Source organism: Chamaesiphon polymorphus CCALA 037, assembly GCF_003003845.1.
GTDB classification, from domain to species: domain Bacteria; phylum Cyanobacteriota; class Cyanobacteriia; order Cyanobacteriales; family Chamaesiphonaceae; genus Chamaesiphon; species Chamaesiphon polymorphus.
On record NZ_PVWO01000140.1, the window covers coordinates 1 to 12,077 of the forward strand.

At 46.7% G+C, this 12,077-nt stretch carries 11 protein-coding genes; 7 read left to right on the plus strand and 4 right to left on the minus strand.

All coding sequences use genetic code 11. From position 1 onward, the window contains the following. The 6 genes from C7B77_RS12660 to C7B77_RS12685 all read left to right on the plus strand — a co-directional run. The coding region (locus tag C7B77_RS12660; RefSeq protein ID WP_245894175.1) for a WD40 repeat domain-containing protein at positions 1-1,466 on the plus strand (1,466 nt) is incomplete at its 5' end. A gap of 156 nt (positions 1,467-1,622) precedes the next feature. Further along, positions 1,623-2,561 (plus strand): Dam family site-specific DNA-(adenine-N6)-methyltransferase, encoded by a 939-nt coding sequence (locus tag C7B77_RS12665; protein ID WP_106305022.1) that lies wholly within the window; start codon positions 1,623-1,625, stop codon positions 2,559-2,561. Further along, positions 2,533-3,267 (plus strand): HNH endonuclease signature motif containing protein, encoded by a 735-nt coding sequence (locus C7B77_RS12670; protein WP_106305025.1) that lies wholly within the window; start codon positions 2,533-2,535, stop codon positions 3,265-3,267. Before C7B77_RS12665 ends, C7B77_RS12670 begins: the two co-directional genes overlap by 29 nt. Positions 3,268-3,698: 431 nt before the next feature. Continuing rightward, positions 3,699-4,562, plus strand: coding sequence for a class I SAM-dependent methyltransferase (locus C7B77_RS12675; RefSeq protein ID WP_106305028.1), 864 nt, complete (start codon positions 3,699-3,701; stop codon positions 4,560-4,562). A 188-nt stretch (positions 4,563-4,750) separates the two neighbouring features. Beyond that, positions 4,751-5,974: a phytoene desaturase family protein gene (locus C7B77_RS12680; RefSeq protein WP_146138299.1), complete on the plus strand. Its 1,224-nt coding sequence runs from the start codon at positions 4,751-4,753 to the stop codon at positions 5,972-5,974. After that, on the plus strand, positions 5,971-6,822 hold the full coding sequence (locus tag C7B77_RS12685) for an RNA polymerase sigma-70 factor (RefSeq protein WP_106305034.1): 852 nt from the start codon (positions 5,971-5,973) through the stop codon (positions 6,820-6,822). Before C7B77_RS12680 ends, C7B77_RS12685 begins: the two co-directional genes overlap by 4 nt. A gap of 169 nt (positions 6,823-6,991) precedes the next feature. Here C7B77_RS12685 and C7B77_RS12690 read toward each other — a convergent pair whose 3' ends face one another. Together C7B77_RS12690 and C7B77_RS12695 are read right to left on the minus strand one after the other, a co-directional pair. Continuing rightward, complete coding sequence (locus C7B77_RS12690) at positions 6,992-7,762, minus strand: MerR family transcriptional regulator (RefSeq protein WP_106305046.1); 771 nt, start codon at positions 7,760-7,762, stop codon at positions 6,992-6,994. Between the two features lie 188 nt (positions 7,763-7,950). Next, complete coding sequence (locus C7B77_RS12695) at positions 7,951-8,349, minus strand: tetratricopeptide repeat protein (protein WP_106305037.1); 399 nt, start codon at positions 8,347-8,349, stop codon at positions 7,951-7,953. A gap of 539 nt (positions 8,350-8,888) precedes the next feature. Here C7B77_RS12695 and C7B77_RS12700 point away from each other — a divergent pair. Beyond that, on the plus strand, positions 8,889-10,190 hold the full coding sequence (locus C7B77_RS12700) for a HetZ-related protein 2 (RefSeq protein WP_181243841.1): 1,302 nt from the start codon (positions 8,889-8,891) through the stop codon (positions 10,188-10,190). 47 nt (positions 10,191-10,237) lie between these two features. On the opposite strand, the gene C7B77_RS12705 is transcribed toward C7B77_RS12700, so the two are convergent. Further along, a complete protein-coding gene (locus C7B77_RS12705) occupies positions 10,238-11,320 on the minus strand; it encodes an AI-2E family transporter (RefSeq protein WP_106305040.1) in 1,083 nt (360 codons plus the stop codon). 331 nt (positions 11,321-11,651) lie between these two features. Continuing rightward, a complete protein-coding gene (locus C7B77_RS12710) occupies positions 11,652-11,909 on the minus strand; it encodes a hypothetical protein (RefSeq protein ID WP_106305043.1) in 258 nt (85 codons plus the stop codon). Positions 11,910-12,077: the final 168 nt, after the last annotated feature.

Genomic DNA, 12,077 nt, shown 5'->3' on the forward strand with positions numbered 1-12,077 from the left:
TGGTGACAGGTAGTGCGGATCTGACGCTCAAACTCTGGGATTTAGAGACGGGAGTCTGCGTGCGGACATTAACTGGGCACGAAGCCGAGATTCGGACGGTGGCTATTCGAGAGATCGACGGGCGCACCCTCATCGTCAGCGGCGGCGATGATGCCCAGCTCAAGCTGTGGGATGCCGCCACGGGGGAATGCCTGCAAACCTTTACCGGACATCAAGAGCGGGTATTTTGCTGCGCCTTTCATCCCAACGGTAGGCAAATCCTATCGGGCGGCGGCGATGGGTTGGTGAAAATCTGGGAGATCGCGACCGGAAAATGTCTGAAAACCCTAGCTGGACACACTAACTGGGCGATCGCCGTCGCCTGGAGCCAAGACGGACAAACGATCGTCAGCGGTAGCCCCGATCGCACGGTCAAAATTTGGCAAATCGAGAGCGGACAATGCGCTCGAACCATTCAGGGCAGCGATCGGGGGATTAGAACTGTCAACTGGAATAGCGATGGCTCGATCGTCGCCAGCGGCGGGAACGATCGGCTCGTGCGGCTGTGGGATGTCGATCGCGAAACCTGTTTGCACACGCTTTCCGGTCATAATAACTGGATTTGGTGGATCGAATTCGCACCCACCGGATTGCCAGATATCCTCGCCTGTGCTAGTTTTGAACCGACGGTACATCTATGGGATACACGCGCGGGTGCGATCGTGGCGAGTTTCACGCCAGGGATTAACTGGATTATCGGTGCGGTATTTAGCCAGTCGGGTCGAGAATTAGTAATGGCGGGCGATAGTCCCGATATCCACATCTGGAGTGTCGAACCACCCCGATCGATCCAAACCCTCACCACGTCCCATCGCGGTTATATCTGGGGCGTAGCAGCCCATCCGCAGGGCAGATCGATCGCGACTGGTGGCGAAGATGGAATGGTGACACTATGCGATCGCGACACGGGAACGGAACGAAAATTATTAGGACATCAAGGACAAGTCTACTGCGTTGCCTTCAGTCCAGACGGCGATTTATTAGCCAGTGGCAGTCTAGACGGCACGGTAAGAGTGTGGAGCGTCGAGACGGGGGAATGTATGATGGTCTTGACCGGACACACCGACCAAGTGTATCACATCGCCTTCGCCCGCCATCCCATTCAGGGCGCGCCCTCGTTATTAGGCAGTTGTAGCGGCGATCTGACCATCAAAATTTGGGATCTCGATACTCAAAGTTGTTATCGCACCCTCACCGGACACACCGATTATGTCGCCTCGATCGCCTTTTGTCCCAACCCAGAGACACCCTATTTATTATTAAGTGGTAGTTACGATGAAAATTTGCGGATTTGGGACGTTCGCACGGGCGAATGCGTGAAAGTTTTGACAACCGATCGACTCTACGAAGGCACGATCGTTAAAGGCGTGACGGGTTTAACCGAAGCACAACAAATCGCCCTGCGGGAATTAGGCGCGTTGGCGTAGCCTCAGCAACACTAAATTGGTTAGCAAAGATCTCTGGCATCGGCTACAGTTAGTCATCTCAGCTCTCGATTCCCGATCGAGCAAAAACTCGAAGCTGAGCAATCTATTCTAAATCTCGTGATAAACTCCTGTAAGCTCATTTGTTCTTCGATCGCGATGGCTAATTTACCTCATCCAGTTCAATATCAGGGCAGTAAGCGCAGCCTCGCGACACATATTCTGAGGTTTTTGCCTAACCACATAGAGAGGTTAGTCGAGCCTTTTGCTGGAACTGCGGCAATTAGCATCGCTGCTGCTGCCCAACAAAGTGCTCAAAACTTTTGGTTAAACGATTTGAATCAGCCGCTTGTCAAATTGTTCGAGCTAATTATCGAACATCCACAAGATTTGGCAGATGCCTATCTTGATATATGGAGCGAACAACATTCAGATTCGATCGGCCATTATTTTGAAGTCAGAAAAAAATTCAATCAAACAAACGATCCAAATCTATTTCTATATTTACTTGCCAGATGTGTGAAAGGGGCTGTTCGTTATAATTCTGAAGGATTATTCAATCAAAGTCCTGACAAAAGACGAAAAGGAACGCAGCCTGAAACTATGAGAAAAAATATAGAGGGAGTGTCCAGACTTCTCAAAGGCAAATGTCAGTTTACATCGTTGGATTATAAACAGGTATTAACCAAAGCCCAGAGCAATGACTTTGTTTATATGGATCCCCCTTATCAAGGTGTGTGTGGAAATAAAGATTCAAGATATTTTGCTGGCATTGACTTTGAGGATTTCGTTTTAGCACTCGAACACCTAAATGAAAGAGGAATAGCATTTGCAATTAGTTATGATGGTAGGCTAGGGAATAAAACTTTCGGTAGGTTGTTACCCGAAAGCTTAAGACTTAAGAGAATTGAAATCGAAGTTGGAAGATCTTCGCAATCAACACTGCTAGGTAGAGCGGAAACAACAATAGAGTCTTTGTATTTGTCACCAGATTTAGTAAGCCAACAATTTGCAGATCTGAAAAGATATATTAGCAAATCGCCAAAGCAACTGACGCTCCAAGAAAAGCATGAACACTTCTCAACAGCTACCCGATGACTTCGTGCAACTTTGTCAGTCAGTGACTGCAAAAAGACCAAAGGCAGTTATCGACCATATTCTGCAATATGGCTTTATTACAACCGAAGACTTAAAGGAAACATATGGCTATAATCATCCTCCCAGGGCTGCTAGAGATGTTCGAGAGCATGGTATTCCACTAGAAACCTTTCGAGTAACAGGAAGCGACGGCAGAAAAATAGCGGCTTATAGATTTGGAGATGTCAGCAAAGCTAGGTTTTCGAGATTCTCTGGTAGGACTGGTTTATCAAAACAGATTAAAGATGAGTTGATTAGGCGATACGGTTGTAAATGCTTTATTTATCTAGAGGAAGTTAGCAAAAGTGAGTTACAAATAGACCATCGTGTCCCTTTTGAAGTTGATGGCGAACCAGATTTAGAGCCAGAAAACTTTATGTTGCTGTGCGGCTCTGCAAATAGAGCAAAATCTTGGTCGTGCGAGCATTGCGAAAATTGGATTGGTGTTAAAGATAAATCTATTTGCTTATCGTGCTACTGGGCATATCCAGAAAATTATGCTCATATTGCAATGCGTCAAGTTAGGAGAGTAGATCTGTTGTGGGAAGGAGATGATGTTGAAATATATGAAAGATTAAAGCAAAGAGCGAGCGGTATAGAAAAAGAAATCTCTGTGTTTGTGAAGGAAATTATCGAACGAGAGATAGGGAGCGATGGCGATGGCTAAAGCGCAGCAGCTCAACTTTATGAAGGTACGATCGTTAAAGGAGTAAGGGTTTAACTCAAAGCACAACAAATCGCCCTGCGGGAATTAGGCGCGTTAGCGTAGCAGCAGCAACGTTAAATCGGTTAGCAAACATCTCTGACATCAGCGATCGAGTTATAATCTCTGTCGGAACTTCAACTAAAAGAGATCGACACTCGATCGAGTCACAAGTCTACCCCCATCACAACTCATCGCAACGTTTTGGTCGTTGGCGAAGCCTATCCTTGGATAATCGCAGCTATGGGTAGAGGAGGTGGAGAAGTAGCAATGTTGCAGAAATAGGGTATTTCTGGGAAAAGAATACATCAACTAATCTCAAGAACTTCTGAACCCTTTACCACCTCGATTTAAAACATAAGTCGTTCAACTTCAACACAGGAGAATAGAAGTTTATGGGCTTTCAACTATCTGAAATTAAACTGTTTAGTCTTTCTCGTCACCGTCAGATGCTGTTATCTCGGATTAAGATGAGAGTGCTACTTGGTCTTCCCGAGCAGCTTAAAAAAGTTTTCTTCTACGGGAAAAATTGTTACTGCCCAGTTTGTGAAAGTCATATTCGTGAATACGAACGCTTTGGACACATAGCCAGGTTATGGTGTCCAGTCTGTGCATCAATGAGATGGCAAAGATTTGCGTGGCTATTCCTGCAACATCACACCAATCTCTTTGATGGAATGCCGAAAAAAATGCTACACATAGCACCTGAGATCGCTTTCGAGCCGAGACTAAAACAAGTGGCAAATCTTGATTATTTGACAGGCGATTTGTTTAATCCACAAGTTATGGTTAAGGTGGACATCACAGATATGCCTTTTCCGAATCATTCATTTGATGCGATCTTCTGTAGCCATGTGATGGAACACGTTCCGGACGATAGAAAAGCGTTAAGTGAATTGATGCGTGTGCTTTCTTCTGGTGGTTGGGCCATATTTCTAGTGCCTATTCGGATGAATAAACGCACTGACGAAGATCTAGGAGTAACCGATTCAAAAGAGCGTGAAAGGCGTTTTGGTCAACACGATCATGTTCGCTTTTATGGATGGGATTTTGAGGAACGCTTGAGAGATGCAGGGTTTCAAGTAACGGTAGTTCGGGCGAGCGATGTAATTGATGCTAATCAGTTCGATCGAGTAGGAATCACTAAGGACGAGGTTTTATTTTATTGTCAAAATAACTTAACTGATTCCTCCGAACTCCCAACCCCATCACTATCAATTTCATACCCTAATCCAGCAACGCCATTTCCTAATATTTAAAGAGTCAATTGTGAGATTGGAGTTCGTTGGCGTAGCTGCGCCACGAGGTAATCGCGCGTTCGCGTGGCTTTCCTTTTGGGAAATCATCGTCGGTAATCGATCTCACCGGACATACTGACGATCGAACCCGCTTGTCACAAAATCTCGCCCTACCTCGACTGCTATATATCAACTATTCCAGAGGATATATGGCAACAACAGACGTACTGATTATCGGTGGTGGATTGGCCGGATTGACAGCTAGTGCGATCCTTGCCAAAGCGGGGAAACAAGTCGTGTTATTGGAAAAAGCGGCAACTTTGGGCGGTCGATCGCGGACTCAGCATCAGTCAGATTTCTGCCTCAATCTCGGCCCTCACGCGCTCTACCAACAAGGGATTGCGGCGCGTACCTATCGCGAACTGGGTTTGCAGATCGTGGGTGGCGAACCGAAGGTCGCCCAGGGATCGGTTTACAGTCGAGATACATTGCAGCCAATTCCCTTCAGTCCTTTGACATTATTGAGATCGAGCCTGTTTACCTGGACGGAAAAATGGGAAACGATCCGATCGCTCCAACGGTTGACGAGTCTTAATCCGATCGAACAACGGGGTCGCACGATGGCCGAGTGGCTGGCGGTAAATGTGCGGGGCGAAAGTGTTAAAGCGTTTTTCCAAGCGGTGTTGCGGCTAGCAACCTATTGTGCCGATTTAGAATTATTAGATGCGGGATTGGCGATCGAGCAGTTTCAGCTCAGTTTAGGTGGCGTGTTGTATCTCGATCGCGGTTGGCAAACTTTAGTCGATGGATTAGTCGGTATTTCTCAACAGTTTGGGGCGAAGTTGTTGACAGCGCAGCAAATTAGTAAGGTGAAGATCTCTGGCTCATTTCCCACGGTGGAACTGGCAGATGGCAACACGATTACCGCAGCGCATGTAATTCTCGCAACAGATCCGACTACCGTACAGCAATTGCTGGGTGTAGAGTTTCCCACCATACCCATTCGGGCAGCCTGTCTGGATCTGGCTTTGCGGCGATTGCCGCAACCGGATCGCACATTCGCGATCGGTTTAGATCGACCCTTCTATTACTCTGTCCATTCGGCTTATAGTAAACTAGCTCCTGAATCTGGTGCTGTCGTCCATGTGGCGCGTTATCTGCGCCACGATGACGATCTGCCCGCAACGGAATTGCGATCGCAATTAGAAGCTTTTCTCGATCGACTCCAACCTGGTTGGCAACAGGAAGTCATCCATGCGAGATTCATGCCAAATTTGGCAGTCGCCCAAGATCTACCAGGGAAAAAGTCGATCGAGATCGAAATGCCTAACATCCATCTAGCAGGCGATTGGGTGGGCGATAAAGGGATGTTGAGCGATCGAGCGGTTGCCAGTGCGATCGCTGCTACACAACGCATTCTGCACGCCCTATGAACCACGCCGAACTGTTCTTGCAATATCGATCGCTATTATTTGGCATTGCCTATCGGATGTTAGGTAGTTTAGATGCCGAAGATATCGTCCAGGATACCTTTTTGCAATTCCAGAAATTGGATTTAGCGACGATCGTCAATCCCCGTGGATTATTAATTACGATCGTCACGCGCCGTTGTATCGATCTGCTCAAATCTGCCAGAGTACAACGGGAACAGTATGTGGGAACTTGGTTGCCAGAACCTTTGCCCACGGGAGATTTACTCGAAACAATCTCCCAGAAAGAAACCCTGAGCATGGCATTTATGTTGATGTTAGAAACTTTAACTCCAGTCGAACGGGCGGTATTTTTATTGCGCGATGTCTTCGATCTCGACTATGCCGAAATTGCCGATACGATCGATAAAAGTCCTCAAAACTGTCGCCAAATTGCCCATCGTGCCAGGATTAATATCGATCGCAAGCAAACAAGATACGAGATGTCAATGGAGCAGAAAGTTCGACTATTACAACAATTTTTAGTTGCTTGTAACGGACGAGATCTAGACAGTTTGATACGATTGCTGGCAGCAGATTGTAAGTTTTATTCCGATGGTGGGGGTAAGGCAACTGCGGCACTCAAACCAATATTTGGATGCGATCGAGTTATTAGCTTTCTGTCGAATGTGATGAAACAATTACCACCAGATTTACAAGTAATTGCGATCGAACTAAATGGCGAACCGAGCGTTATCCTGCAAACTGGCAATCTGGTGGCGCAAACATTGACCGTGAGGATAAGGGATGGAAAAATTGCCGAAATTTATGCCATTCGCAATCCCGATAAACTCGATCGATTGTCGCTGTAACAAGACAGGGTAAAGGGTAAAGGTGAAGAAGGTACGATCGCAGAAAAGCGCGTTGCCTTAGGCACAGCACTTGGCAAGTTACGACCAGAGAAAATAATCATCCTTGAATATCAAGCTTGCCAACCAGCCTAAATCTTAGCTAGACAAAGAGGTCTACCACGAAAATAGGTCAATTGGAATTTTCTTTCTTGGTAACTTGCCAAGTCGTGTAGGCACCGCAACGCAGTGCGCGCTCCATATAGGATGCTAAGGCGGCATCGTTTTCTCCCCAATTGCTAACCGTCTCTCCTCCTTCTTCATACATCCGATTCAAGGCTGCTTCGATTTCAGGATCGCCACCCGTAAACTCCTGAATTAAAGCTTGCCGACGGCGCACTAAAGCTTGTACCACTTCGCTGGCGGGGTCTGTTCCCCGCTCCATTTCCGCTCGAACTTGGGCGATTAGCTCTTCCCAATCGACTTGTGCCTGCTGCATTCTATCTTCTCCCAATAGTTCTTGACGTTGCTTCAGGGTTTCGAGTTGTTCGGGACTATAGTAGTTTTCGAGCATGTCCATAACTTGGATAATTTGGAGAACTTCTTCAACCGGAACTGTATCGAGTTTTGTGGCAGTTTGTTCGACAGTTTCTAAGCGGTCTAGAAGCTGTTGAGATAGCTCGATTTGTTTGCGAACTTTGGCAATATGCAATCGAACCATTTCGGCAAAGGCACGCTCGCCATTATCCAGGCAACTGCGCACATCTTCTAACGAAAACCCAATTTGCTTGAGGGTGACGATTTGCTGGAGCCGGATGATATCTTGCTTGTCATAAACGCGATAGCCAGATTCTGTCCGATGGGATGGCGATAATAATCCAATTTCATCGTAGTAGTGTAGCGTCCGGATCGACAAGCCCGTTCGTTTCGATAAATCGCCGACTTGAAAAGTGATAGATTCCATGGGTGCAACTTTTTTTAAACTCTCATTCATGAGAAACATTAACGCTCCTATCTTAAAACCCTCACCTAACGTGAGAGTCAAGAGGGGAGGCTGCTAAATTTTCAGATTCCCTGTTTGTGCGTCGCAATACGAGGTCGAGCGTAGGCTCCAAAGTTGCAGCTACTCCCGTTGTCGATCGAATTTCGCGCTCAATCCTTAGCGAGAGAACCCCAGATTCGATCGTCGAGTTGACTGCGCCAATGTTTAAAGAGTTGATTTTGGGGTTGGAGTTCGATCGCGCGATCGTAGTCAGCAATCGATCGATCGATTTGGCCGATTTGGGCATAAAAATTAGCCCGCTCTGCATACAAATAAGCGAGATCGGGATGAAAAAAGATCGCGCGATCGAGGTGAGCAATCGCGCCAGCTAAATCTCCACGATCGACACAGATATAAATGTCTGCGGCGATTGCGGTAATTTCTCCTTTGGGGTCGATATTGTGTGATTCCATAGCTCTGAGCGGCGTTGCTGAATTCAAGTATGAAAAGCTAGAGATGGGAGCGGGGAGCGATGCGCGCTCGTCGGGTTTCCCGACGGAATAGCGCATCAAGACAGCGGGGAGCGATTTACGCCGTAGACTACTAGCAACTTTGGTTAATTACTAAGATAGTCTTTCCTCCTGCTTCACACAGTGAGAAAAGGTCATAAAAAGTCAGATCGTGCGATCGCACCTAAGTCAGATCGACAGTTGAATCTCTCTCCCAGTCAGCTTTTTAGATTCTCAGAATTTCTCCGAAAATTAGCTTTCGCTCCGATCCGGGGCGATTTTTTGTACTAAAAATCCGGTTGTCCAGACTAGTTTGTATTGTTTGGATGCAGATATCCGGCAACTATGTTAGTGACTGGAACCAGCCCCAGACATGCGATCGAGCGCGATCGGCCATAGATAATTTAGTCAAATTGAATAATTTCGATCGAATACAACACCTTTGCTCACTTTTTCCCACTGTGTAATTCGATCGATTTGCATACTATTGGTTCATGAAGTTCGAGCGAGACATAAAATCGCATCGCCATTTATTCAAACAACAGAATTATCGGTAGTTGAAATTCAATTCAACTCATTTTATTGATGGAGGAAAAACCATGTCTACTATTGCTGCTGGTAACACCTTAGAAGCTCCAGTTCGATCGCTTAGTATCGCCGATCGTCGATCGACAAAAAGTCTAAATAGCAATCTTAAATTATCATCATCTCAACCACAGGAGAGCGGTAGCGTGGCTAATCCGAGCATCGATGACAGCAGCGACGAGGAGATTGTTAACACTATCCAGCAGTGGCACAGTCGTTTCCATCGAGAGTGTCCCGGACATAGTACCGCTACCCAAACTAGTATTATTCGGTGGTTGATGGGTGCAGATCTCGACAGATGCCATCGCTTCAGTGCGGCACAAATGGCGATCGTCACTCAAGGATGGGAATATCGTTATCAAGTCTTGCGCCAACGTTATTTAAGCGTACCACCTACCAAAGCTTACAAAAATCTGATGCAAAGATTGGGCGGTTTGGCAGTATTGCGACAAAAGATTCGCGCTTGGATTTCTACTAGTCGCGATCGGCAGCGAACGGTAGTAGATGTATTGCAAGAAGTCGTGCAAGAAATGACCGAGCGCGACAAATACATTCAACAGCAGATCGAGTGGATTTCTCAATGTACCAAAAATCCCCAGCTCCGTAACTCCTTACTGCTAGTGACGATCGAGGAATATTGCTCGCGATCGATTCGCAACCAACCATTAATTGCCTATCGATTTGTCAATTATCTACGGCGGAGTCAAAGTGGTGGCGTAACGTATCTTCCTCCAGACAATTTCGTCAAAATGGTTTCGGCGGAAGCCACAGCAGAGGGTGATGAAGAACCAGCAGTTAATTTAATCGACTACGTGCTGATGGAGGACAATCTAGCACAGCACGACTGGGAAGAAGCCCAAATTCTCCGCGCCGAAGTCCAACAGCGACTGTCGATCTATTTAACTGAAAAATTAGGTACTCATGCTAGTGAGTGGCTGAGATTGCACTTACTCGGGAAAAATCCCGAAGAGATTGCCGCAACTCTACAACTAGATCTCAAGGATGTGTATCGACTGCGGGAAAAAGTGGCTTACCACGCCAAAGCGTTAGCAATTAAGCACCAAACTGAGATCGTCGGCGAATGGCTTGGGATCTCGTTGCCAGAACATAATTTGGGTTTGACTGACAGCCAGTGGAAATCTTTCGATCGACAATTAACCCCCAAGCAGCGATACATTCTCACCAGTCTTAAAGCTGGAGAGGCAATCGCGACGATCGCGAAAGATCTTCACATCAAAACCAATCAGGTGGAGGGCGAATGGAAACAAATCTATCTGCTCGCGCAAACGATTCGCAATGGCGAACTCGTTCTCTAATTTAGGATCCGCTGTGCTGCTGCCGATCTGGTGCCAAGTCTGCGTTGTTAATCAACTCTCAACAGATCCGCATCCAGCTTTGAGCTGCCCTCTTGTTGTCTGAGTCTCTCCTTGAGAGCATCGGCGATACGTTTGATAAACCCTGCAATTGGCACGGCAAGTAGGAGTCCGAGCAGTCCGCCTACTTGAGATCCCGTCAGCACAGAGATGAACACAATGGCTGGATTGAGTCCAGTCATGCCGCTCATCAACCGAGGCGCGATGGCATTTTCAATGATCTTACCGACGACGATCGCGACTAGCAACACTTTGAGTCCCAACCAAATGTTTTGGAGAGCCAGCAGCGAGCTAATGACAATAATCGTCAGGGTACCGCCAAAGGGAATCAGACTGGCAAATCCAATTGTCAAACCAAATAACAATCCAAACGGAATCTGTAGCAGTAAGAACACCGTCATCAATGAGATCCCCTGGATCGTGGAGACGATCGCTTGACCCGCAAAATAACTTTGAAAACTTTGCTTGAGCGAGTCTTGAACTCGCTCGTACCAAGGTGTTGGCAGCCAGCTCCACAATCCATTCCACAACGATTCGCCACTAAACACCAATAAGATCGTCAGCACCAAAATTAACAGTAAATTTAAGGCACTGTTAATTGTCTCCACCGCAAGGAAGATCGCTTTGCGCGAGGCTAGTTGTAGAGTTTGAGTGACTCGCTCGCTCAATCCGGCGGTTAAATTAGTCAGCTCGATCGGAATATCTTGGAAAATCGGCAGCGTACTGAGGTTAGCAACCTGCTGCTGTGCGGCAGTCAGCCAAGCGGGTAGGCGATTGACAAATTCTTCTAATTGTTGAAACACCAGCGGCAACAGCCCAAAGCCGACCGCGCCGACTAGGGCAATCGCGATAACCAACACTAACCCGATCGACAAAGCTCTAGGGAACCCGCGTCGTTCCAAGAAGGCGATCGGATAATCTAGTAAAAATGTTACCAAACAAGCAGTAATGACGATACTAGAAATCGGCTGTAAGAAATGATAAAGTAGCCCAACTAGCCAGCCATTTAGAAAAATCAACGGAAACGCTAAACTAACTTGGAGCCATTGAGGTAGTTTTTGGTAAGAAAGCATTCGATCTTCAGCGGTTGCTACTTCAAGAGGTTTGGGCTTACTTCTATTAGCTTAACTTGAATGCCAGGTGGGATGTGTCTTCAAAATTTGCTAATTATCTCTCCCCATCGTTTGTAGCATCTGCCGAGTCCAAAGGACAGAAGTTGGCGATCGTGAAAGATCGGGTTCGATCGATCGCGGTTGAGACTGTCGGATCGGGATTTGGATTTTCAATATGTTTCAGTCCCGCAAGCGGGATTCAGGCTATAGCGACTTTGGGAATAGGCCGATTATCATCACGAGCTGGGTTTCAGTCCCGCAAGCGGGATTCAGGCTATAGCGACGATAGGGATTAGATGTTAGGGGTATTGGCGAACATGAACCGGATGAAGACGGTTAGGAGCGATCCAAGGGTGACGGTTAGGGCTAGACCTATAAATCCCCATAGTCGCCCGTCAAGCTTGGTGATAGAGGCTTCTACTAGGGTTAAGCGTGCGTTCACTTCTTTAAATTCTCCCTTGACTTCTGCAAAGCCTAGATCGATCTTCTTGTCTAGAGCGTTGATCAGGTCTTTCAGTTCGCGTAGGTCTGTTTCTGTTTTTTGTGACATGATGGTTGGTAATAGATTTTGACTTTGATACCGCCGCTAGTTCGTACCTAGTGGCGGTATTCTCATTTTAGACTTACGGTTCGCTCATTTGCAGGGAGGGTCATCAGATTGTGGCCCAAGGCAAGTATAAATCTCAACTGGAAAGTTCAATAACTGTAAAATGTTTTG

Excerpts from the sequence above, each read along its gene's own strand:
- C7B77_RS12665 (WP_106305022.1), top strand. The coding sequence starts at position 1,623 with ATGGCTAATTTACCTCATCCAGTTCAATATCAGGGCAGTAAGCGCAGC.
- C7B77_RS12670 (WP_106305025.1), top strand. The coding sequence starts at position 2,533 with ATGAACACTTCTCAACAGCTACCCGATGACTTCGTGCAACTTTGTCAG.
- C7B77_RS12675 (WP_106305028.1), top strand. The coding sequence starts at position 3,699 with ATGGGCTTTCAACTATCTGAAATTAAACTGTTTAGTCTTTCTCGTCAC.
- C7B77_RS12680 (WP_146138299.1), top strand. The coding sequence starts at position 4,751 with ATGGCAACAACAGACGTACTGATTATCGGTGGTGGATTGGCCGGATTG.
- C7B77_RS12685 (WP_106305034.1), top strand. The coding sequence starts at position 5,971 with ATGAACCACGCCGAACTGTTCTTGCAATATCGATCGCTATTATTTGGC.
- C7B77_RS12690 (WP_106305046.1), bottom strand. The coding sequence starts at position 7,762 with ATGGAATCTATCACTTTTCAAGTCGGCGATTTATCGAAACGAACGGGC.
- C7B77_RS12695 (WP_106305037.1), bottom strand. The coding sequence starts at position 8,349 with ATGCGCTATTCCGTCGGGAAACCCGACGAGCGCGCATCGCTCCCCGCT.
- C7B77_RS12700 (WP_181243841.1), top strand. The coding sequence starts at position 8,889 with ATGTCTACTATTGCTGCTGGTAACACCTTAGAAGCTCCAGTTCGATCG.
- C7B77_RS12705 (WP_106305040.1), bottom strand. The coding sequence starts at position 11,320 with ATGCTTTCTTACCAAAAACTACCTCAATGGCTCCAAGTTAGTTTAGCG.
- C7B77_RS12710 (WP_106305043.1), bottom strand. The coding sequence starts at position 11,909 with ATGTCACAAAAAACAGAAACAGACCTACGCGAACTGAAAGACCTGATC.